This window comes from Streptomyces sp. AA1529 (assembly GCF_000280905.1).
Taxonomy (GTDB): Bacteria; Actinomycetota; Actinomycetes; order Streptomycetales; family Streptomycetaceae; genus Streptomyces.
On sequence record NZ_ALAP01000054.1, the window covers coordinates 96,238 to 117,714 of the forward strand.

Genomic DNA, 21,477 nt, shown 5'->3' on the forward strand with positions numbered 1-21,477 from the left:
AGGCGGTGACCCGGCTGCGTGTCAATGGCCACGGGGAGAGTCCTCCATCTCGCTCGTTCCTGGCGCGGAGGTGCCGACGGCCAGGGCCATGACGGCGTCCTGGGTCGCTTCCCGCGCGGTCAGTTCACCGGCGATCCGGCCCTGGGACATCACCAGGACCCGATCGCTCATGCCCAGCACCTCGGGGAGGTCGCTGGAGATCATCAGCACCGCGTGGCCGGAGGCCGTCAGCTCGTTGACGAGCTGGTAGATCTCGACCTTCGCGCCCACGTCGATGCCGCGGGTCGGTTCATCGAGGATCAGCACGCGGCTGTTGGCGAGCAGCCACTTGCCGATCACGACTTTCTGCTGGTTGCCGCCGGAGAGCGTGCGCACGTGCTGGTCCAGTCCGGCCATCCGCACCCCGAGCCGCTCGGCGATCCGGGACGCCGCCCGGCGCTGCCCGGCGCGGTTCACCAGGCCGCCCCTGCTCGCCTCGCGCAGGGTCACCAGGCCGAGGTTCTCCGAGACCGAGGCGTCCGGCAGCAGGCCCTGGCCCTTGCGGTCCTCGGGGACCAGCCCCAGTCCGGCCGCGTGCGAGGCCCACACGTCGCCGCCGGGCAGCCGCTTGCCGGAGACCTCGACGCGGCCGGCGTCGTAGCGGTCGGCGCCGAAGACGGCCCGCGCCACCTCGGTGCGGCCCGCGCCGACCAGTCCGGCGATGCCGACGACCTCGCCGGCGCGCACCTCGAAGGAGACGTCGTCGAACACGCCCTGCCTGCGCAGGCCGGTCACCCGCAGCAGCGGGGCGGCGGATCCCGCACCGGCGCCCTGGGCCGGTGCGGCCTGGCGCGGGTACTGCTGCTCGATGCTGCGGCCCACCATCAGCCGCACCAGCTCTTCCTGCCCGGTGCCGGCCGGGACCTGGCCGACGCTGCGGCCGTCCCGCAGCACGGTGACCCGGTCGCCGATGGCCGGGATCTCCTCCAGGTGGTGGGTGATGAAGACGATGCCCACGCCCTCGGCCCGCAGTTTGCGGACGATGGTGAAGAGGCGGTTGACCTCTTCGGCGGTGAGCACGGCGGTCGGCTCGTCCATGATCAGGATCCGGGTGCGCAGGCTGAGCGCCTTGGCGATCTCGACCATCTGCCGGCCGGCGATGCCGAGTCTGCCCACCGGGGTGCGCGGCGAGGCGGTGATCCCGACCCGGTCCAGCAGCACCTTCGCGTCGGCCTCCATCTTCCTGCGGTCCACGAGGCCCAGGCGGCGCGGCTGCCGCCCCAGGAAGATGTTCTCCGCGACGGACAGGTGCGGCACCAGGTTGAACTCCTGGTGGATGGTGGCGATGCCGAGCTTCTCCGCGGCCTCCGCGTCGGCGATCCGTACGGTTCTGCCGTCGCAGAGCACCCGCCCCTCGTCCGGGCGGTAGGTTCCGGAGAGCACCTTGATCAGCGTGCTCTTGCCGGCGCCGTTCTCGCCCAGCAGGACGTGCACTTCACCGGCGCGCAGGTCGAAGTCGACACCGTCGAGCGCGACCACGCCGGGGAAGGTCTTGCGGATGCCTTCCGTGCGCAGCAGTTCCCGTGCCGGGGGCGGGTCTGGGGTGGTCAACGACGCGTCCTTTCGTCTTCGCCGCAGGAGCGGCGCGCTGTGAGGTGGGCGGAGAGCGTGACGGAACCGGCGCTCCGGCCCTCCACCAGGTCGGTCAGTGCGGCGACCGCGCGGTGGCCCAGTTCCTGGGTGGGTTGGGCGATGGCGGTGATCGGGGGGTCGGTGTGCAGGAACCACGGGATGTCGTCGAAGGCGGCGAGCGACACGTCGTGCGGGACCCGCACCCCGAGAGTGCGGAGCTGTTCCATGACGCCGAGCGCCATCAGGTTGTCGGTCGCGAAGATCGCGTCCGGCGGCTCCGGCAGCGCGAAGAACGCGTCCGTCGCCCGCCGCCCGCTCGCGGTCTGGAAGTCGCCCTGTCCGATGAAGCTCTCGGGCAGCGGCAGGCCGTGCGCGTGCAGGGCCGAACGGAAGGCGTCCACCCTCTCGTTGCTGGTCGTGCTGGCCACGGGCCCGGTGATGATGGCCAGCCGCCGGTGTCCGAGCGCGTACAGATGGGCGACGAGATCGTGCACCGCGGGCCGCCCGTCGGCGCGCACCAGGGGCACGTCCAGCCCTTCGATCCAGCGGTCGACGAAGACCATCGGGATGCCGAGCAGCGCGGCCTCGCGCAGGGCGACGGAGTCGCCGTCGGCGGGGGAGACGAGCAGGCCGTCGATCCGGCGGTCGAGCAGGGTGCGCACGTGGTGGTCCTGGAGCGTGAGCTGTTCGTCGGCGTTGCCGATGATCACGCTGTAGCCGCGGCTGCGGGCCGCGTCCTCGACCGCGCGGGCCAGCTCGGTGAAGAAAGGATTCAGCACGTCGCTGATGACCAGTCCGAGGGTGCGGGTCTGGTCGGTACGCAGCGACCGGGCCAGCGTGTTGGGCCGGTAGCTCAGCTCCGAGACGGCGGACAGCACCCGGGCGCGGGTCTCCTCGCGGACCCCGCTGTGGTCGTTGAGGACGCGCGAGACCGTGGCCACGGAGACGCCCGCGCGGGCTGCGACGTCCTTGATGCCTGCCATTGCCGTGCCGTGATCCAGAGGTGAGGGACGCCGCGTCGGCGCGGCGTCGGGCGGGGGAGGGGGAGGAGCGGTGGTCGGGGTTCCGGGGCGGGGAGCCGTGCTGGCCTCCGGTCCGGAACGGTGCGAGGTGCTCCCGGCGCACACGGGTGTACCAGGAGGCGCCGCACTGCGCATGGAAACGATTACATCGGTAATGGAAAGTGATGTGCGCATGGTGATGCAAGTTGAGGACATCGACGATGCACGATCGTGATGATGCGCGTGCAGACGCAACTGCGGTGGTCGCGCGACCAGTTCCGGAAGGGGCCGCAGAGTTGTCCACAGGGCCGCCCCGATGTCCGTCCGCGAGGCTACCGTCGGTGACATGACGTTCCAGCCTGCGGTGCTCGAAGGGGTACTAGAGCGCATCACCTACGCCAATGAGGACAACGGGTACACCGTGGCCCGGGTCGACACCGGCCGCGGCGCCGGCGAACTGCTCACGGTCGTGGGTGCGTTGCTCGGCGCCCAGGCGGGGGAGTCGCTGCGCATGGAGGGCCGCTGGGGCTCCCACCCGCAGTACGGACGCCAGTTCCAGGTGGACAACTACGTCACGGTGCTCCCGGCCACCGTCCAGGGCATCCGGCGCTATCTGGGCTCGGGTCTGGTCAAGGGCGTCGGGCCGCGCATCGCGGACCGGATCGTCAGCCACTTCGGCGTCGACACGCTGGAGGTCATCGAGGCCGACGCGCGCAGGCTCATCGAGGTCCCCGGCCTCGGCCCCAAGCGCACCGGACTGATCGCCGCGGCCTGGGAGGAGCAGAAGGCGATCAAGGAGGTGATGGTCTTCCTCCAGGGTGTGGGCGTCTCCACCTCCATCGCGGTGCGCATCTACAAGCAGTACGGCGACGCGTCCATCTCCGTGGTGCGCGGCAACCCCTACCGGCTGGCGGCCGACGTGTGGGGCATCGGCTTCCTGACCGCCGACCGCATCGCGCAGGCGGTCGGCATCCCGCACGACAGCCCCGAACGGGTCAAGGCGGGTCTGCGGCACGCCCTTTCGCAATCCTCCGACCAGGGCCACTGCTATCTGCCCGAGGAGCGGCTCATCACCGAGGCGGTCAAGCTCCTCCAGGTGGACACCGGGCTGGTCATCGACTGCCTCGGCGAACTCGCGGGGGACGAGGAGGGCGGGGTGGTCCGCGAACCGGTGCCCGATCCGGAGCAGCCGGAGCACAGCCTGACCGCCGTCTACCTCGTCCCCTTCCAGCGCGCCGAGGTGGCCCTGGCGGCGCAGCTCAAGCGGCTGGCCCGCACCCCCGAGGACCGGTTGCCGTGGTTCCGGGACGTCGACTGGGAGGCGGCGCTGGGCTGGCTGGCCCGGCGCACCGGTGCCCGGCTGGCACCCGAGCAGGAGGAGGCGGTGCGGCTCGCGCTCACCAGCCGGGTCGCGGTGCTGACCGGTGGGCCGGGGTGCGGCAAGTCCTTCACGGTGCGCTCGGTCGTCGAGCTGGCCCGCGCCAAGGAGGCCCGGGTGGTGCTCGCCGCGCCCACCGGCCGGGCCGCCAAACGGCTGGCCGAGCTGACCGGGGCCGAGGCGTCCACGGTCCACCGGCTGCTGGAGCTGAAGCCCGGCGGGGATGCGGCCTACGACCGGGACCGCCCGCTGGAGGCCGACCTCGTGGTGATCGACGAGGCGTCCATGCTCGATCTGCTGCTCGCCAACAAACTGATCAAAGCCGTCCCGCCGGGTGCGCATCTGCTGCTCGTCGGGGATGTGGACCAGCTCCCCTCGGTGGGCGCCGGTGAGGTGCTGCGCGACCTGCTGGCCGAGGGCGGTCCGGTCCCGGCGGTGCGGCTGCGCCGGATCTTCCGCCAGGCCCAGCAGTCCGGTGTGGTGACCAACGCGCACCGCATCAACTCCGGCACCCCGCCGCTCACCCGGGGTCTGTCGGATTTCTTCTTCTTCGTGGAGGAGGACACCGAGGCCGCCGGGCTGCTGACGGTGGACGTGGCGGCCCGCCGCGTCCCGGCGAAGTTCGGGCTGGATCCGCGCCGCGATGTGCAGGTGCTCGCCCCCATGCACCGCGGCCCGGCCGGCGCCGGGGCGCTGAACGGTCTGCTCCAGCAGGCCGTCACCCCGGCCCGGCCCGACCTGCCGGAGAAGCGGTTCGGGGGGCGGGTCTTCCGGGTGGGCGACAAGGTCACCCAGATCCGCAACAACTACGAGAAGGGTGCGAACGGCGTCTTCAACGGCACCGTCGGGGTCGTCACCGGGCTCCACCCGGACGACCACCGGCTCACCGTGCTGACGGACGAGGACGAGGAGGTCGGGTACGACTTCGACGAGCTGGACGAGCTGTCCCACGCCTATGCGATGACCATCCACCGGTCGCAGGGCAGTGAGTACCCGGCAGTAGTGATCCCGGTCACCACGGGTGCCTGGATGATGCTCCAGCGCAATCTGCTCTACACGGCCGTGACGAGAGCCAAGCGGCTGGTGGTGCTGGTGGGGTCCCGCAGAGCCCTCGGGCAGGCCGTCCGCACCGCCTCCGCGGGGCGCCGGTGCACGGCGCTCGACCACCGGCTGCGCGCCTCCGCGCCGGCTCCGGGAGGCGGGATGGGCGCCGGGGGGTGACCATGACGGCCAAGAGGGTGCACCATGTCCAGATGGACGGCACTCCGTGCCACCATGGAGCCCTCTGGCTGACCCCCAGTGCACCGCACAGCGCTGGATAAGGGAGAGTGGAAAGAGTCAGGGCACCTCGAAGAAGAGGCACTACGTCGGTGAGGGATGACGTGAGCGAACACCGCGACAGCGAGAACTCCGTAGTACTCCGCTACGGGGACGGCGAGTACAGCTACCCGGTCGTCGACAGCACGGTGGGCGACCGTGGCTTCGACATCGGCAAGCTGCGCGCCCAGACCGGTCTGGTGACCCTGGACTCGGGATACGGCAACACCGCCGCCTACAAATCCGGCATCACTTTCCTCGACGGTGAGCAGGGCATCCTGCGCTACCGCGGCTATCCGATCGAGCAGCTCGCCGAGCGCGGCACCTTCCTGGAGACGGCGTACCTGCTCATCAACGGCGAGCTGCCCACCGTCGACGAGCTGAGCGCGTTCAAGAACGAGATCACGCAGCACACCCTGCTGCACGAGGACGTCAAGCGGTTCTACGACGGCTTCCCGCGCGACGCGCACCCGATGGCGATGCTCTCCTCGGTGGTCAGCGCGCTGTCGACGTTCTACCAGGACAGCCACAACCCCTTCGACGAGGAGCAGCGGAACCTCTCGACCATAAGGCTGCTGGCCAAGCTGCCCACGATCGCCGCCTACGCGTACAAGAAGGCCATCGGCCACCCGGTCGTCTACCCGAGCAACGACCTCGGCTACGTGGAGAACTTCCTGCGGATGACCTTCTCGGTCCCGGCGCAGGAGTACGCGCTGGATCCGGTCGTGGTCAGCGCCCTGGAGAAGCTGCTGATCCTGCACGCGGACCACGAGCAGAACTGCTCGACCTCCACCGTGCGCCTGGTCGGTTCCTCGCAGGCGAACATGTTCGCCTCGGTCTCGGCCGGTATCAACGCCCTCTGGGGCCCGCTGCACGGCGGCGCCAACCAGAGCGTGCTGGAGATGCTCCAGGGCATCCAGGCCTCGGGCGGCGACGTCGACACCTTCATCCGCAAGGTGAAGAACAAGGAAGACGGCGTCAAGCTCATGGGCTTCGGCCACCGCGTCTACAAGAACTTCGACCCCCGGGCGAAGATCATCAAGTCGGCCGCCCACGATGTGCTCTCGGCGCTGGGCAAGAGCGACGAGCTGCTGGACATCGCCCTCCGCCTGGAGGAGCACGCGCTCTCCGACGACTACTTCGTCGAGCGCAAGCTCTACCCGAACGTGGACTTCTACACCGGCCTGATCTACCGCGCCATGGGCTTCCCGACCAGCATGTTCACGGTGCTGTTCGCGCTCGGCCGGCTGCCGGGCTGGATCGCCCAGTGGCACGAGATGATCAAGGAGCCGAACTCGCGGATCGGCCGCCCGCGGCAGATCTACACCGGCATCGTCGAGCGCGAGTACGTTCCGGTCGAGGCGCGCTGAGCCGCGGAGGCGTACACATCCGGCTCCTGACACCGGCACAAACGGAAGGCCCCCATCCGAGCGGACGGGGGCCTTCCGTTTGTGCGGATTGACGAAGAGACGTAGGTCACAGAAATTAGGGGGTAACCATAAGCGGGGCTCGTAGGTCTAACCGGGTGGCGTCGGCTTCCCGGCGGAGCCTTCGCCACTGCTTCACATCTGTCTTGGGGGACGGATGGGGAGTGAAGAAACGGTGAACGTGCGCGGGGAGCTTGAGCGGCCCTCCCGCAGCACGGACACCCAGAGGCGCCCGGCCAGGATCCCGTGGGGGGAATCCATGACCGGGAATGGAAGCGCCCCGTCGACGGGCCCGTGGGGGGACCTGGTCGGCGGGGCGCTTTCTGCCGTCCGGAGTGCCGGACTCTCCGACTGCCGGACTCTCCGACTGCCGGGCTCGCTCGCTGCCCGGGCTGCGCGGGGTCCGGTGCGGGGCGACACTGGAAGTGGTCGATGCCCGCGAGCCGGTGCCCGGCCGTTGTCAGGCCCGGCCCACCAGCTCGTACCCGGCCTCGTCGACGGCGTCGCGCACGGCGGTGTCGTCCAGCTCGCCGGAGGAGGTGACGGCGACCTCTCCGGAGGCGGCCACGGCCTGCACTGCCGAGACGCCCTCGATCCGGGAGATCTCCTCGGAGACCGCGCCCTCGCAGTGGCCGCAGGTCATTCCGGAAACCTTGTAGGTGGTCGTGACGCTGCTCATGACCCGCTCCTCAACTCTCGGTACGCATTTCTCTGCGGGAGTCCCTGCGGAAACCCTGCACGGAGTCCCGGTGCGGGCAGCATCGGAGGGCCCGGCCCTCCCGTCGGTGCCCGCGGAACAGACGATATACCCCCGCAGGGTATCCGCCAAGCGCGCTCCCGAAGCCGCTCCGGCCCCGCGGCGCCCCCGCGGCATCGTGGTCCGGCACCGGTCCCGCCACCGGCCCGCCGCCACCGTCTCCGGGGCGCCGCCCGCCGAGTCCGGCAGGGACGCGCCCGCGGCGGACGCCCGGCGGAAGGCAGGTGGTCGGCGTGGACGGCGCGCTGCTGCTGACGCTCGCCGTGGTGGCCCTGACGACCCTGCCGCCGCTGGTGCCCAACTCCGCGCTGATCGCGGCGGCCGGAGCGCTGGCGGCGACGGGCCGGATCCCGCTGCCGCTGGTGCTGCTGACCGTGGCGGGCAGCGCCCTGGCCGGGGATGCGCTGATGTACGGACTCGGGCGGCGGACCGGGGCGCGGCTCCGCCGCCGGCTGTCCCGCGGCCGCCGCCGGGCGGCGCTGGAGTGGACGCAGGAGCGCGTCGGCCGGTACGGGGTGCCGTTCGTGATCGCCGTCCGCTTCCTGCCCAGCGGCCGGATCGTCGGCGGACTGGCCACCGGGGCGGCGGGCTACCCGGTACGCCGCTTCCTGCTCGGCTCCGGCCTGGCGGAACTGCTCTGGGCGGTCTACTCGGTCGGAGTCGGCTACTGGGGCGGACGGGCGCTCGCCGGGACGCTGTCCGGTGCGCTGATCGGAATCGGCGCCTCGGCGGTGCTGGCCGCGGCCGCCGGGTCGGTGCAGCGGCTGCTGCGGCGGCGGACGCCGTCCCGCTCGGCTCCGCCCCGGCCCGCGCTTCCGTCGGCTCCTGCTGTTTTGGCGGGGCCCCGGACGTCGGCCGGGGCGGCACCTGTGGTGCCGCCCCGGGGTGAGAGTGCTCCGGCCGGTGCTCGGGGCGCTGCGCCCGAAGTGGCGGCCGAGGCCGCGTCAGTGGCCGCCGCGGTGTCCCGGCCTGCGGGTCACCCAGTCGCGGACGGTGTCCGCGTACCAGTACGGCTTGCCTCCTTCCACGAGATCGGGTGGCGGTAGCAGGCCGTGTTTCCGGTAGGAGCGCACGGTGTCCGGTCGCACGCTGATGTGCGCGGCGATCTCCTTGTACGACCAGAGGGTTCGGTCGGCCATCTCTCGCACCTCCCAGGGTGACTGGTGATCACTCAGCCTGTGCCTGGTGAACGACGGAGAGTGACCCTGCGCCGGGTGCTGTGCGGCGCTGTGACACCGAACCCGTGAAACGGTGACATTGGTGACGCGGCTGTCGTCCGCGGCTATGCCCCGCAACTGCGCAGGAACCGGCGGGTGCGTTCGGCGATGGGGAAGGGCTGGTCCGGCGGGCACGGGTACATGTCCTGCTCGACGATGGCGAACAGGTCCACGCCCAGGTTCTGGGCCGCGGTCAGGACGGGTTCCAGCTCCGGTACACCCCCGGGGGGTTCGCACATCACTCCGCGGCGCACCGCGGGTCCGAAGGGGGTCTCCTCGCGGACGACGTCGGCGAGGATCTCCGGGTCCACCTGTTTGAGGTGCAGGTAGTCGATCCGCTCGCCGTAGCGTTCGATCAGCTCGACGCTGTCGCCGCCGCAGTAGGCGTAGTGCCCGGTGTCCAGGCAGAGGTTGACCAGCCCGGAGTCGGTGGCGTCGAGAAAGCGGACGACGTGTTCCTCGGTGTCGATGTGGGTGTCGGCGTGCGGGTGCACGGCGATGCGCAGCCCGTACTTCTCGCCGACCTCCCGCGCCAGCCGCTCGGTGCCCTCGGCGAGGTGCCGCCACTGCGCGGCGGTCAACTCGGCCGGCTCGATCGGTTCGGCGGTCCGGTCGTCGCGCCAGAAGGACGGGATGACCACGAGGTGGCCGGCTCCCATGGCGCGGGTGAGTTCGGCGACCTGGGAGACGTGGGCCCAGGTCTCGTCCCAGACGTCCGGTCCCCGGTGCAGGGAGGTGAAGACCGTGCCGGCGGAGACCTTCAGGTCGCGTGCGGCGACCTCGTCGGCCAACCGGGCCGGATCGGTCGGCAGGTAGCCGTAGGGGCCGAGTTCGATCCAGTGGTAGCCCGCCTGCGCCACCTCGTCCAGGAAGCGCTGCCAGGGCACCTGCTGAGGGTCGTCGGGGAACCACACGCCCCAGGAGTCGGGTGCCGAGCCGACCCGGATGCGGTCGAGGGAGGGGGAGGAGGGGGCGGAAGTGCCAGTCATGGACCAGAGCCAATCCGGTCCGGAGGAGCCCGGTCAAGAGTTTGTCAGGACAACGCTTCATCCTGCCGAAGTCGTCCGGCCGTGGGCAGGCTCCGAGGTGCACCCTGCGGTGCCCCTCGACGTCAATATGTAAGGACAAATTATTGACACTGGTCGGCACCGCGACGGACGATGAACCGGATACCTGCGCACACCGCGGGCCACCACCCGACCGGCGAGGGAAGAGAGGCACCGGAGAGATGACCGAGCCGCAGCCGCGCGCGCCGCACGATCCGGGCATGCCGCACGACGTACTGACCATGGGCCGCATCGGGGTCGACCTCTACCCGCTCCAGAGCGGCGTCCCGCTCCAGCACGTGGAGAGCTTCGGCAAGTTCCTCGGCGGCTCCGCGACCAACGTGGCCGTCGCCGCGGCCCGGCTCGGCCGCTCCGCCGCGGTCATCACCCGCACCGGCGACGACCCGTTCGGCGTCTACTGCCACGAGGCGCTGCGCGGCTTCGGCGTGGACGACCGCTGGGTGACGCCCGTGGCGCAGTACCCCACCCCGGTGACATTCTGCGAGATCTTCCCGCCGGACGACTTCCCGCTCTACTTCTACCGCCGGCCCAAGGCGCCCGACCTGGAGATCCGCACCGGGGAGCTCGACCTGGCGGGTGTCAGCGGCGCCGCCGTCTTCTGGGCGACCGGCACCGGACTGTGCGCGGAACCCAGCCGGGCCGCCACCCTCGCCGCGCTCGCCGCCCGGGCGCCCGGCCGCGACGACGCGGTCGCCACCGTCCTCGACCTGGACTGGCGGCCGATGTTCTGGGGCGCGGGCGCGGCCGGTCCGCTCACCGGCGAGGAGGCGGCCGAACAGGCCCGGCCCCACTACCGGCAGGCCCTCGCGCACGCCACCGTCGCCGTCGGCAACCTCGCCGAGTGCGAGGTCGCCACCGGAGTCCGCGAGCCGCACGCCTGTGCCGAGGCGCTGCTCGCCGCCGGAGTCGAACTGGCCGTCGTCAAACAGGGCCCGAAGGGGGTGCTGGCCGTGCACGCGGACGGCACCGCCGTCGAGGTGCCGCCGCACCCGGTGGAGGTCGTCAACGGGCTCGGCGCGGGCGACGCGTTCGGCGGCGCGCTCTGCCACGGGCTGCTCTCCGGCTGGGAGCCGGAGTACACGATGCGGTACGCCAACGCCGCCGGCGCCCTCGTCGCCGCCCGCCTGGCCTGCTCCTCGGCCATGCCCGCCGCGCCCGAGGTCGAGGAGCTGCTGCGCGCCTGACGGCCACCCGCCCGCCGGGCGCCCGTCCGCCGGGCCCACGCGCTTTCCGAGACGGCACGGGCGCACCCACCCCGGCGGTACGGCGGCACCCCGGATCCGGACCCGGACCCGCGCCCGTCCCGCACCCCCGACGCCCGAAAGAGAGTCACCCTTGACCTCCAGCAGTGTCAGCATCTCCGAGCTGACGGCCCTGAGGACCCGTCATCCGGAGGCCATCGCCGAGGCCGCGGCGCGCCGCAGGCGCCGGCCGCTGGTGCGGGACGGCGCCCGGCTGATGATCGTCGCCGCGGACCACCCCGCCCGCGGCGCGCTGGGCGTCGGCGGTGACGAACTGGCCATGGCCGACCGCGCCGACCTGCTGGAGCGCCTCGTCCTGGCGCTCTCCCGGCCCGGGGTCGACGGGGTGCTGGCCTCCGCGGACATCCTGGAGGACCTGCTGCTGCTGGGCGCCCTGGAGGACAAGGTGGTGCTCGGCTCGATGAACCGCGGCGGACTGGCCGGCGCCTCCTTCGAGCTGGACGACCGCTTCACCGGGCACCGCGCCGAGGACCTGGCCCGGGCCCGCTTCGACGGCGGCAAGCTGCTGCTGCGGATCGACCTCCAGGACCCCGGTTCGCTGCGCACGCTGCACTCCGCGGCCCGCGCCGTCGACGACATGGCGGCGCACCGGCTGCCGGTCTTCGTGGAGCCGTTCCTGAGCACCCGCAGCGGCGGCCGGGTGGTCAACGACCTCCGCGGCCCCGCCGTCGCCCGCTCGGTCGCCATCGCCTCCGGGCTGGGCGGCACCTCCGCCTACACCTGGCTCAAACTGCCGGTCACCGACGACCCGGAGGACATGGCGCGGGTGTGCGCGGCCTCCACGCTGCCCGTCGTGCTGCTCGGCGGAGAGGTGCACGGCGACCAGGAGGGCGCCTACGAGAAGTGGCGCAAGGCACTCGGCCTGCCGACCGTGCGGGGACTGGTCGTCGGGCGCTCCCTGCTCTACCCGGCCGGCGGCGACGTCGGCTCGGCCGTGGACACCGCCGTCGGACTGCTCTGAAAGGGGCTGCAAGGAGATGACAGACACCAGCTCGGGTTTCCATCTGCGGGCGGGCAGCGCCGCCTCGGGCCCGTATTCGCTCGCCGTCAGTCCGGAGAGCGCCGAGTGGGGCCACTCGTCGCTGCGGGTGCTGGAGCTGGCCCCGGGCGCCGGCCACACGTTCGCGACCGGGCCGAGCGAGTGGATCGTGCTGCCGCTCAGCGGCGGCTGCACCGTGCGGGCCGAGGGGCACACCCTGGAACTGCGCGGACGGGAGAGCGTCTTCGCCGCCGTCAGCGACTTCGCCTACGTCCCGCGCGACACCGAGGTGGAGATCAGCAGCGTGGCGGGCGGCCGGTTCGCGCTCACCGGGGCGCGCTGCGAGCGGCGGCTGCCGGTGCGCTACGGCGCCGCCGAGGACGTGCCGGTGGAACTGCGCGGCAGCGGCACCTGCTCGCGGCAGGTGAACAACTTCGCCGCAGCGGGCGTGTTCGAGGCCGACCGGCTCATCGCCGTCGAAGTCCTCACCCCGGGCGGCAACTGGTCCTCCTACCCGCCGCACAAGCACGACGAGGAGCGGGCCGGGGCGGAGAGCGAGCTGGAGGAGATCTACTACTACGAGATCGCCCCCCGCGGCGCCACCGAGGGCCTGGGCTACCAGCGGGTGACCCCCAGCGGCCGCGGCCGGGGCACCGACGTGCTGGCCGAGGTGCGCGGCGGGGACGCGGTGCTCATCCCGGACGGCTGGCACGGGCCCTCCATGGCGGCGCCGGGTCACGACATGTACTACCTGAACGTGATGGCGGGCCCGGGGGTGGATCGCGCGTGGCTTATCTGCGACCATCCAGATCACTCGTGGATTCGTGGCGCCTGGAGCGAAACGCCTATGGATCCAAGGCTTCCGCTGTATGAAGCGAAGGATTCCGCAGAATCGCGCGGTGCTGCGCAGAACGAGGAGGGCGAGCGATGACGACCGTCAGGCTGACCGTCGCACAGGCCCTCGTGCGCTTCCTCGCCGCCCAGCACACCCAACGCGACGGCCGGCGGCACCGGCTGATCGACGCCTGCTGGGGCATCTTCGGACACGGCAATGTCGCCGGGCTCGGACAGGCGCTCGTGGAGAGCGGGCAGGGCCGGTCCTCGAAAGAGGCGCCGCTCCCCTTCCACCAGGGCCGCAACGAACAGGCGATGGTGCACGCCGCCGTCGGCTTCGCCCGCCAGCGCAACCGCCTCTCGGCACAGGCCGTCACCACCTCCATCGGCCCCGGGGCCACCAACCTGACCACCGGTGCCGCGCTGGCCACCGTCAACCGGCTGCCCGTCCTGCTGCTGCCCGGCGACGTCTTCGCCGGTCGCGCCCCCGACCCGGTCCTCCAGCAGCTGGAGGTGCCGTACGCGGGCGACGTCTCGGTCAACGACGTGCTGCGCCCCGTGTCCCGCTACTTCGACCGGGTGCTGCGCCCCGAGGCGCTGATCCCGGCCGCCCTCCAGGCCATGCGGGTGCTCACCGACCCCGCCGAGACCGGCGCCGTGACCCTCGCGCTGCCCCAGGACGTGCAGACCGAGGCCTACGACTGGCCCGAGGAGTTCTTCGCCGAGCGCGTCTGGCGGGTGCCGCGCCCGGTCCCCGAACCCGAGGCGCTCGCCGCGGCGGCCGAGGCCGTCCGCGGCGCCCGGCGGCCGCTGCTGATCGCGGGCGGCGGCGTCCACCACAGCGAGGCCGAGGAAGCGCTGCGGGCCTTCGCCGACGTGACCGGCATCCCGGTGGCCGCCACCCAGGCGGGCAAGGGCTCGCTGCTCTCCCCGCCCTCGGCCGGGAGGTCCCCCCATGACCACCCCTGCGATGTGGGCGGCATCGGCCACACCGGCACCGCCGTCGCCGACGAGCTGGCCCGCACCGCCGACCTGGTGATCGGGGTCGGCACCCGGTACACCGACTTCACCACCGCCTCCCACACCCTCTTCCCGTCCACCGCGCGCTTCCTCAACCTCAACATCACCGCCTTCGACGGGCACAAGCTCGGCGCGACCGCCGTCGTCGCCGACGCGCGCGCCGCGCTGGAGGCGCTGACCGGCGCACTGCGCGGACACCGGGTCTCACCCGACTACGAGGCCGAGTACGGGCGCGGCAGAACGGCGTGGGAGCGCACCGTCACCGAGGCGTTCGCACCGCACCCGCCGGGCGCGCCGGCCCGGCCCTCGCAGACCCAGGTGCTCGGCGCCCTGGACTCCGTCGTCGGGGACGAGGACGTCGTCATCAACGCCGCCGGATCGATGCCCGGGGATCTGCACAAGCTGTGGCGGGCCCGCTCCCCGCGCCAGTACCACGTCGAGTACGGCTTCTCCTGCATGGGCTACGAGATCCCAGCGGCGATCGGCGTCCGGCTGGCGGCACCGGACCGCCCGGTGTGGGCGCTGGTGGGCGACGGCACGTATCTGATGCTGCCCACCGAGATCGTCACCGCGGTCCAGGAGGGCATCGACATCAACGTCGTCCTGGTGCAGAACCACGGCTACGCCTCCATCGGCGGCCTGTCCGAGCAGACCGGCGGCGAACGCTTCGGCACCGCCTACCGGTTCCGGGACGAGGACGGCGGCTACACCGGCGCGCCGCTCCCTGTCGACCTGGCCGCCAACGCCGCCTCGCTCGGCATGGTGGTGCACCGGGCCGCCACCTGCGACCAGCTCCGCGAGGCGCTGGCCGCGGCGCGCGCCTCCGACCGGCCCACCTGCGTCCACGTCGAGACCGACCCGGACCCGGCCGTCCCCGCCCCCGGGCCGCAGGCGTGGTGGGACGTCGCCGTCGCCGAGACCTCGCAGCGTCCGGCCGCGCGCCGGGCCCGCGCGGAGTACGAACGGCAACGCGCCGACCGGAGGCGGTATCTGTGACCGCGCGTCGGCACCGGTGCCCGCGCCGCGGCACCCGCGCCCCTGCTCCCTCACCCGCACCACGAAAGGTCCCGTCCCCATGAAGACCCTCGGCCACTGGATCGGCAACAAGCCGGTGGAGTCCGCCTCCGGCAACGTCGGCCCCGTCTACGACCCCGCCACGGGCGCGCAGCCCACCCAGGTCGCGCTCGCCTCCGTCCAGGAGGTGGACGCCGCGGTCGCCGCCGCGGCCGCGGCCTGCCCCGAGTGGTCGCAGTCCTCGCTGGCCCGGCGCACCGCCTTCCTGTTCAAGTACCGCGAGCTGCTGGACGCGCGGCGCGACGAGATCGCCGCGCTGATCACGGCCGAGCACGGCAAGGTGCACTCCGACGCGCTGGGCGAGGTCGCCCGCGGCATGGAGATCCTGGAGCTGGCCTGCGGCATCCCGGAGAAGCTCAAGGGCGAGCTGTCCACCCAGGTCTCCACCCGGGTGGACGTCTCCTCCATCCGGCAGCCGGTCGGCGTGGTCGCGGGCATCACCCCGTTCAACTTCCCCGCGATGGTGCCGATGTGGATGTTCCCGCTGGCTGTCGCCTGCGGGAACACCTTCGTCCTCAAGCCCAGCGAGAAGGACCCCTCCGCCGCCTACCGGCTCGCCGAACTCGCCGCCGAGGCCGGGCTGCCCGACGGTGTGCTCAACGTCGTCAACGGCGACCGGACGGCCGTCGACCGGCTGCTGTCCCACCCGGACGTGGCCGCGGTCTCCTTCGTCGGCTCCACCCCCATCGCCCGGCACGTCCAGGCCGAGGCCACCGCCCACGGCAAGCGGGTGCAGGCCCTCGGCGGCGCCAAGAACCACATGATGGTGCTGCCCGACGCCGATCTCGACCACGCGGCGGACAACGCCATCAACGCCGCCTACGGCTCGGCGGGCGAGCGGTGCATGGCCGTCTCCGTCGTCGTCGCCGTCGGAGGCACCGGCGACGAACTGGTCGCCAAGATCGCCGAGCGGGCCGCGGCGCTGCGCATCGGCCCCGGCGACGACCCGGCCAGCGAGATGGGCCCGCTCATCACCCGCGAGCACCGCGACAAGGTCGCCTCCTATGTGGCGGGCGCCGCCGACCAGGGCGCGAAGGTCGTCGTGGACGGCACCGGCTTCCGGGTCGAGGATCACCCGGAGGGCTTCTTCCTCGGCGTCTCGCTGCTGGACGACGTCCGCCCCGGCATGGCCGCCTACGACGACGAGATCTTCGGCCCGGTGCTGTGCGTGGTGCGGGCCGAGACCTACGACGAGGGCATCGCGCTGATCAACGCCAGCAAGTGGGGCAACGGCGCCGCCGTCTTCACCCGGGACGGCGGCGCGGCCCGCCGCTTCCAACTGGAGGTGGAGGCCGGAATGGTGGGCGTCAACGTGCCCATCCCGGTCCCGGTCGGCTACCACTCCTTCGGCGGCTGGAAGCAGAGCCTCTTCGGCGATCTGCACATCTACGGCAACGACGGCGTGCAGTTCTACACCCGCGGCAAGGTCGTCACCACCCGCTGGCCCGACCCCGCCGACAGCGGCGGCATCAACCTCGGCTTCCCCAGCAACCACTGACGCCGCCGTCCATCGCCGCTCGGGCGGCCGGCTGACACCCCGGAAGCCCGCACAGCCCACGCCCCCGCCGCACCGGCGGGAGCCCGCGGACACCGGTCCGGCCACCGCCCGGCGGCCGGACCGGACACCGGGCGGCACCACCGCGCCGCGGCGGGCCTCCCGCCCCCGTCCGGCTGCGTCACCAGGACGTTCGCCTTCGGTAGGGTCGATCGCATGCTCGGGTACTTGAAGGCCGCACCACTGCCCTGGCTCCGGGCGCTGAAGGACACCGCGCGCTCCGGACTCAGCGTGGAGCGCGCCTCGCTGACACCGCTGACCGCGGTGCGCGGCGCGTGCGGCGTCGGACTGGTCGTCGGACTGGCGCTGCTGATCGGCACCCCGCAACTGGCCGTCTCCAGCGCGTTCGGCGCCTTCGCCTCCGGCATCGCCACCTTCCAGCGCAGCTGGCGGCCCCGGCCCGTACTGGCGCTGGCGGCCTCGACCGGCCTGGCCGTCTCCACCTTCCTCGGCTATCTGCTGATCGGCATGCCCTGGGCGTTCGTGCTGCTGCTGGCGCTGTGGGCCTTCCTGGCCGGGATGGCCTGGGGTGTGGGCCCCACCTCCGGAGTGGTGGCCGCCTTCAACATCTCCGTGATGCTGATCACCGTCCACCTGCCCACCAGCACCCTGGGCGCGCTCAATCACGCCGCGCTCATCGCCATGGGCGGCGTGGTGCAGGCCGGACTCATCGTGCTGTTCCCCGTACGGCCCTGGGGCGCACACCGCGACACCCTCGCCGACGCGCTGGCCGCCGTCGCCGACTACGCGCGGCGGCTCCGCCACGACCCGATGGCGCCCTTCGACCCCGAACCGCTCATCCAGGCCCGCACCGCCGCCGCCGTCACCCCGCGCCAGGCCCGCCGCAGACCGCGCCAGTTGCACGGCTACCGGGCCATGGCCGAACGCTTCCGCCCCGTGCTGGCCTCCCTCGCCGACCCGGTGGTCGGCGGCGCCCCGATGGTGGGGCCCGAACGGGACCGGGTACGCGAGTTGCTGGCCGCCGCCGCGACCGTACTGGACGCCTCCGCGCGCGCCATCCGGCGCGGCCAACGCGTCCGGCTGCCCGACCAGGCCCTGGACGTCCTCCAGGTGCCCAAGAGCGGCCCCGTCCTCAGCGGCCCCGCACGGCGCGCGGCCCTGCGCCTCATCGCCCTCACGGACGACGCGGTGGAGGCGGCCCAGGAGCCCGTGGAGGTCACCCGCGGCGGGGTGCTCGCCCGCGTCACCTGGCACGTGGCCGACCGCGAGGGCCGCCGCCGGGGCTTCCCCGACCAGCACCCCGGAGTGGACGCCAGCCTGGACGGCCCCTACGGCCCGGACCCGGACGAGGTGGCCGCCGAGGAGGCCGAGGCCCGGGACTCCGAGAACGCCCGCCGCAAGGCCGCCGGCGGCAAGCACACCCCCGCCGCCGGGCACGCGCTCGCCCGCCACCGCCATCTGCACATGCCCACCCTCGCCGGGCTGGTGCCCGTCGCGCTGCGCGCCCTGCGCCGCGAACTCCACTGGAAGTCGCTGATCCTGCGGCACGCGCTGCGCGTCAGCGCCGTCGTCTCCGTCGGCTACCTGATCGGCCGGGCCCTGCCGCCCGCACACGGCTACTGGGTGCCGCTGACCGCCGTCATGGTGCTGCGGCCGGACTTCTCCCGCACCTACGAACGCGGCATCGGCCGCGCCGTGGGCACCTTCGTCGGCGTCGCCATCGCGGGCACCGTGATGGCCCTGGCCGGACCCGGCCCCTACCTCAGCGCCGGGCTCGCCGTGCTCAGCGTCGGCTTCCTCTACCTGCTGCTGAGCACCGGATACGTCATCGCCTCCGTCTGCACCGGCGCCTACGTCATCTTCCTGCTCGGCATCCTGGGCACCGACTGGTACCAGACCGCCTTCGAGCGCGCCGGACTCACCGCGCTCGGCGGGCTGCTCGCCATGCTCAGCTACGCGCTCTTCCCCGCCTGGCACACCCCCCTGCTGCGCGACCGGCTCGCCGACTGGCTGGCCGCGACCGGCCGGTACGCCATCGCCGTGCTCGACGCCTTCGCGCAGCCCGCCGCACACGCACCCCGCCAGGTGCGCGAAGCGCTGCTGGACACCCGGGCGGCCCGGCAGGACTGGGAGCAGACCCTCAGCCGCGCCGAGGCCGAACCCGTCCGCCACCGCGGCCGCCTCTCCCGCCGCTCCGCGAGCGACGCCCAGTCCGCACTGGTCACCATGGGCCGCGCCTGCATGCTGCTGGAGGCCCACCTCCCCGGCCCGGACGCCCGCCCCGACAGCGCCGCCGCCGACTTCTCGGCGGCGGTCGCCACCGACATGTCCGCCGCCGTCACCGCGGTCCGGGAGAGCGAACCGCTGGAGTGGAAGCGCGTCCACCAGGCCCTGGCCCGCTGGTGGGAGAAGGCCGACCACCCGCCACCGGTGGCCCTGCGCACGGCCGAACTCCTCACCGACGCACTGGACGACCTCACCCAGGCGGCAGCCCCGAAGAAGTCCTGAGCTCCCCGTCCAGGGGCGTGCCCGTCGCGGACCGCCGTCACGCGGGCCCGGTCCGCACCGGAGCCCGGCGCAACTGGTCGCCGTACCGGTAGATCATGATGGGCGGCCCGCCGGTGTCGTCCTCCTCCACCAGCACCCGGTAGATGAACGGCGCCGGGCCGGTCACCTGCACCACCGTCCCCGGCTTGCCCGTCTTCGCGTCCCGCACCCGGTCGCCCTCGGCCCACACCGTCACACGCTCCGCAGCCCGGGCCCGTCGCCCATCTCGCCCCCGCTGCCGCCGCCGTCGCCGCTTCCGTGTCTGCGGCGCAGATGCGCCGCGAACAGCGCCTCCAGATCGGCACGCGGCTGCGGGTCCCACGCCGCTCGCCTGATCATCGTGCGGAACCATGCACAGTCCTGGCAGTCAGGCACCTGCGGCCCGTCGTTCATGAATCGTCCTCGCGCTGGATTTTCCGGCTCACAGCAACAAGAGTGCGTGACGCGACGTAGTCTCAACAGCACTGACAGCTTTACTCGTTCCGTAATAGCCAGCCGGGGTGAGCCCATGGCCAAAACTCCACTCGACCCGTCATCGAGCATGGCGGCCCTCTACGGTGTCCACCTCAAACGGCTCAGAGAACGGCGCGGCTGGACCCAGCGGGACCTCGCCGCCCGGGTGTTCGTCAGCCCCGGCCGGGTCGCCCAACTGGAATGCGCCTCCGGAGCCCGCCCCACCGCGGAGCTGACCCGCGCCCTCGACGATGCCCTCGAGGCGGGCGGCCTGCTGGTCGACCTCTGGCCGCACGTGTACCGGGAGAGCTTTCCGGACTGGGCACGCAGGTTCATGGAGCTCTCTGAGAGGGCGATCATTATTCGCATGTACGCATCGCAGGCCGTGCCCGGCTTTCTGCAGACAGAGCCGTATGCTCGCGCCGTGTTGCGACGCGGTCGGACGCTGACCAGCGCCCACATGCTCGACGAACGTGTCGCGGCTCGAATGGCACGACAGGGACGGCTTGAGGGGGTTGGCGCTCCCGCGCTCTCCGTTGTGCTCGACGAAGCAGTTCTCATGCGCCCGGTGGGAGGACACACATCAATGCGAGATCAGTTGGTGAGGCTGCGCGAGGCTTGCACCCAGCACACCGTTCAGGTTCTCCCTTTCAGCTCTGGTGCACACCCGCTGTTGGGTGGGTCACTCACCCTCCTCACCATGCCGGATGGATCCGAGACGGCGTATGCCGAGGGTGCCGAACACGGACAACTGTTTGAAGAGCCAGACGACGTAGCGTCGTTCAACCGGGCTTACGATCAATTGCGTGCGGAGTCGCTTCCCATAGCGATGTCCGTACAAATGATCGCCGACGCAGCGGAAGGCTACAGACATGATGGATCTGAGCGGCGCGCGCTGGCGCGCAAGCAGCTACAGCAACGCAGCGGGCGGAGAGTGCGTCGAGGTGGCGGACGGCTTCCCCGGCGTCGTCCCGGTGCGTGACAGCAAGGATCCGGCGCGGGCACCGTTGGTGTTCGCGGCGCACGCTTGGGTGGCGTTCGTCACGCGGCTCGGTGACGGCCGGCCTGCGCGGTAGGTTCCGCCGCTCCCGAGAACCGTCCTGTGCCGTCCTTCGGCCTGTCGCTCCTCTTCTCCGCCGTCTTCATGCCCGGCGGTGCCGCGCGGTCGCCCGACCCCCGTGCGTCACTCCCAGGTCGCCGTGTCGGGGTCGATGCCGTGGGCGCGGGCGTCGGCGTCCACTAGGTGGCGGAACCAGGTGGAGAGGCCGGGGCGGAGGGCGTCGTAGTGGGCGGCGAAGCCCGGATCGGCCTCGTATCTGCGGGCGAGACAGACCTGCATCTGCCGGGTGAGGGGGAAGTACGAGGCGAAGACCTCGCGGTGCCGTTCGACGAGGTGGCTCGCCGCCCGAGTACCCGGGGCCACCCCGGCGTCCATCGCCTCGGCGAGAGCGCGGTCGAGGCCGGCGACCGCTTCGGCGACGGACTGCCATTCCTCCGGAGTCCGTGAGGCCGAGCGTTCGGCGAACTGCCGCCACTGCGCGGTGTCTCCGTACTGTTCGCGGGCCTGCGCGGTCCAGGCCGGATTCCACTCCGGGCCGAAGAGCGCGGCCTGCTGCTCGGCGGTCAGCAGCAGGCCGTTCTCGTGGGCGTCGATCATCCGGTCCAGTCCGGCGCTCAGCCGCTGGAGGCGGGCGATGCGTTCCGCCACCTGGGCGCGCTGCGCGCGCAGCGCGCCGGGCACGTCCGCGGTCGAGTCGTCCAGGACGGTCCTGATCCGGTCCAGGCCGAGACCGATCTCGCGGTGGACGACGATGCGGTGCAGACGTTCCAGATCGGCGGCCGTGTAGAGCCGGTATCCGCCGGCCGTGCGCAGCGACGGACATGCCAGGGCGATCTCGTCCCAGTGGTGCAGCGCGCGTACGGTCACACCGAGCCGGGCCGAGACCTGTCCGACGGTCAGGCCCTCCGGGCCGGTTTCCTCAGCCATGCTCCGCATTGTCGCCGCCGGCATCCGGTG

17 protein-coding genes and 1 pseudogene are annotated in these 21,477 nt (G+C 72.3%); 11 read left to right on the plus strand and 7 right to left on the minus strand.

The window, feature by feature from the left end:
- Nucleotides 1-21: 21 nt before the first annotated feature.
- Nucleotides 22-1,590 (minus strand): sugar ABC transporter ATP-binding protein, encoded by a 1,569-nt coding sequence (locus A949_RS0116455; protein WP_019357113.1) that lies wholly within the window; start codon nucleotides 1,588-1,590, stop codon nucleotides 22-24.
- Nucleotides 1,587-2,594: a LacI family DNA-binding transcriptional regulator gene (locus tag A949_RS0116460; RefSeq protein ID WP_019357114.1), complete on the minus strand. Its 1,008-nt coding sequence runs from the start codon at nucleotides 2,592-2,594 to the stop codon at nucleotides 1,587-1,589. The genes A949_RS0116455 and A949_RS0116460 overlap by 4 nt, the downstream gene beginning before the upstream one ends.
- 364 nt (nucleotides 2,595-2,958) lie before the next feature.
- On the opposite strand from A949_RS0116460, the gene recD2 reads away from it, so the two are divergent.
- Complete coding sequence (gene recD2 / locus A949_RS33675) at nucleotides 2,959-5,211, plus strand: SF1B family DNA helicase RecD2 (RefSeq protein ID WP_051019526.1); 2,253 nt, start codon at nucleotides 2,959-2,961, stop codon at nucleotides 5,209-5,211.
- Between the two features lie 149 nt (nucleotides 5,212-5,360).
- Nucleotides 5,361-6,677 carry a citrate synthase gene (locus A949_RS0116470; protein ID WP_026004715.1) on the plus strand — a complete coding sequence of 439 codons (1,317 nt, stop codon included), beginning with the start codon at nucleotides 5,361-5,363 and terminating at the stop codon, nucleotides 6,675-6,677.
- 517 nt (nucleotides 6,678-7,194) lie between these two features.
- Here the strand turns inward: A949_RS0116470 and A949_RS39135 are convergent.
- The gene (locus A949_RS39135; RefSeq protein WP_237735843.1) at nucleotides 7,195-7,539 is read right to left on the minus strand and encodes a heavy-metal-associated domain-containing protein; all 345 of its coding nucleotides are present in this window, start codon (nucleotides 7,537-7,539) and stop codon (nucleotides 7,195-7,197) included.
- A 185-nt stretch (nucleotides 7,540-7,724) separates the two neighbouring features.
- Here A949_RS39135 and A949_RS35605 point away from each other — a divergent pair, with 185 nt between their 5' ends.
- Nucleotides 7,725-8,537 carry a DedA family protein gene (locus A949_RS35605; protein ID WP_078565455.1) on the plus strand — a complete coding sequence of 271 codons (813 nt, stop codon included), beginning with the start codon at nucleotides 7,725-7,727 and terminating at the stop codon, nucleotides 8,535-8,537.
- A gap of 236 nt (nucleotides 8,538-8,773) precedes the next feature.
- Here the strand turns inward: A949_RS35605 and A949_RS0116490 are convergent, their stop codons facing one another.
- Complete coding sequence (locus A949_RS0116490; protein ID WP_019357120.1) at nucleotides 8,774-9,697, minus strand: sugar phosphate isomerase/epimerase family protein; 924 nt, start codon at nucleotides 9,695-9,697, stop codon at nucleotides 8,774-8,776.
- 278 nt (nucleotides 9,698-9,975) lie between these two features.
- Between A949_RS0116490 and iolC the strand changes: the two genes are divergently transcribed.
- The 6 genes from iolC to A949_RS0116520 all read left to right on the plus strand — a co-directional run bounded on the left by iolC (nucleotide 9,976) and on the right by A949_RS0116520 (nucleotide 18,968).
- Complete coding sequence (gene iolC, locus A949_RS0116495; RefSeq protein ID WP_026004716.1) at nucleotides 9,976-10,959, plus strand: 5-dehydro-2-deoxygluconokinase; 984 nt, start codon at nucleotides 9,976-9,978, stop codon at nucleotides 10,957-10,959.
- Between the two features lie 151 nt (nucleotides 10,960-11,110).
- Complete coding sequence (locus tag A949_RS0116500; protein WP_019357122.1) at nucleotides 11,111-11,998, plus strand: Cgl0159 family (beta/alpha)8-fold protein; 888 nt, start codon at nucleotides 11,111-11,113, stop codon at nucleotides 11,996-11,998.
- Between the two features lie 16 nt (nucleotides 11,999-12,014).
- Entirely contained in the window at nucleotides 12,015-12,947 is a 933-nt protein-coding gene (gene iolB, locus A949_RS0116505) for a 5-deoxy-glucuronate isomerase (protein WP_019357123.1), read from the plus strand.
- Nucleotides 12,944-14,866: a 3D-(3,5/4)-trihydroxycyclohexane-1,2-dione acylhydrolase (decyclizing) gene (iolD, locus tag A949_RS0116510; protein ID WP_019357124.1), complete on the plus strand. Its 1,923-nt coding sequence runs from the start codon at nucleotides 12,944-12,946 to the stop codon at nucleotides 14,864-14,866. Before iolB ends, iolD begins: the two co-directional genes overlap by 4 nt.
- A 79-nt stretch (nucleotides 14,867-14,945) precedes the next feature.
- The gene (locus A949_RS0116515; RefSeq protein ID WP_019357125.1) at nucleotides 14,946-16,442 is read left to right on the plus strand and encodes a CoA-acylating methylmalonate-semialdehyde dehydrogenase; all 1,497 of its coding nucleotides are present in this window, start codon (nucleotides 14,946-14,948) and stop codon (nucleotides 16,440-16,442) included.
- A gap of 213 nt (nucleotides 16,443-16,655) precedes the next feature.
- Complete coding sequence (locus A949_RS0116520) at nucleotides 16,656-18,968, plus strand: FUSC family protein (protein ID WP_019357126.1); 2,313 nt, start codon at nucleotides 16,656-16,658, stop codon at nucleotides 18,966-18,968.
- Between the two features lie 37 nt (nucleotides 18,969-19,005).
- Here the strand turns inward: A949_RS0116520 and A949_RS0116525 are convergent, their stop codons facing one another.
- Complete coding sequence (locus A949_RS0116525) at nucleotides 19,006-19,203, minus strand: hypothetical protein (protein WP_019357127.1); 198 nt, start codon at nucleotides 19,201-19,203, stop codon at nucleotides 19,006-19,008.
- The gene (locus A949_RS33685; protein ID WP_175488429.1) at nucleotides 19,200-19,346 is read right to left on the minus strand and encodes a hypothetical protein; all 147 of its coding nucleotides are present in this window, start codon (nucleotides 19,344-19,346) and stop codon (nucleotides 19,200-19,202) included. Before A949_RS33685 ends, A949_RS0116525 begins: the two co-directional genes overlap by 4 nt.
- Before the next feature lie 202 nt (nucleotides 19,347-19,548).
- On the opposite strand from A949_RS33685, the pseudogene A949_RS36585 reads away from it, so the two are divergent.
- Together A949_RS36585 and A949_RS39640 are read left to right on the plus strand one after the other, a co-directional pair.
- Nucleotides 19,549-20,298: pseudogene (locus A949_RS36585) on the plus strand (helix-turn-helix domain-containing protein); the annotation flags it as partial.
- 34 nt (nucleotides 20,299-20,332) lie between these two features.
- On the plus strand, nucleotides 20,333-20,536 hold the full coding sequence (locus tag A949_RS39640) for a DUF397 domain-containing protein (RefSeq protein WP_019357130.1): 204 nt from the start codon (nucleotides 20,333-20,335) through the stop codon (nucleotides 20,534-20,536).
- A gap of 107 nt (nucleotides 20,537-20,643) precedes the next feature.
- On the opposite strand, the gene A949_RS0116545 is transcribed toward A949_RS39640, so the two are convergent.
- Nucleotides 20,644-21,447 (minus strand): MerR family transcriptional regulator, encoded by an 804-nt coding sequence (locus A949_RS0116545; RefSeq protein ID WP_019357131.1) that lies wholly within the window; start codon nucleotides 21,445-21,447, stop codon nucleotides 20,644-20,646.
- Between the last annotated feature and the right edge of the window lie 30 nt (nucleotides 21,448-21,477).

Bases quoted from the DNA above. Each gene is read 5' to 3' on its own strand.
- A949_RS33685 (WP_175488429.1), bottom strand. From the start codon at position 19,346: ATGATCAGGCGAGCGGCGTGGGACCCGCAGCCGCGTGCCGATCTGGAG.
- A949_RS0116545 (WP_019357131.1), bottom strand. From the start codon at position 21,447: ATGGCTGAGGAAACCGGCCCGGAGGGCCTGACCGTCGGACAGGTCTCG.
- A949_RS0116490 (WP_019357120.1), bottom strand. From the start codon at position 9,697: ATGACTGGCACTTCCGCCCCCTCCTCCCCCTCCCTCGACCGCATCCGG.
- A949_RS39640 (WP_019357130.1), top strand. From the start codon at position 20,333: ATGATGGATCTGAGCGGCGCGCGCTGGCGCGCAAGCAGCTACAGCAAC.
- A949_RS0116520 (WP_019357126.1), top strand. From the start codon at position 16,656: ATGCTCGGGTACTTGAAGGCCGCACCACTGCCCTGGCTCCGGGCGCTG.
- recD2 (WP_051019526.1), top strand. From the start codon at position 2,959: ATGACGTTCCAGCCTGCGGTGCTCGAAGGGGTACTAGAGCGCATCACC.
- iolC (WP_026004716.1), top strand. From the start codon at position 9,976: ATGCCGCACGACGTACTGACCATGGGCCGCATCGGGGTCGACCTCTAC.
- A949_RS0116515 (WP_019357125.1), top strand. From the start codon at position 14,946: ATGAAGACCCTCGGCCACTGGATCGGCAACAAGCCGGTGGAGTCCGCC.
- iolD (WP_019357124.1), top strand. From the start codon at position 12,944: ATGACGACCGTCAGGCTGACCGTCGCACAGGCCCTCGTGCGCTTCCTC.
- iolB (WP_019357123.1), top strand. From the start codon at position 12,015: ATGACAGACACCAGCTCGGGTTTCCATCTGCGGGCGGGCAGCGCCGCC.
- A949_RS0116460 (WP_019357114.1), bottom strand. From the start codon at position 2,594: ATGGCAGGCATCAAGGACGTCGCAGCCCGCGCGGGCGTCTCCGTGGCC.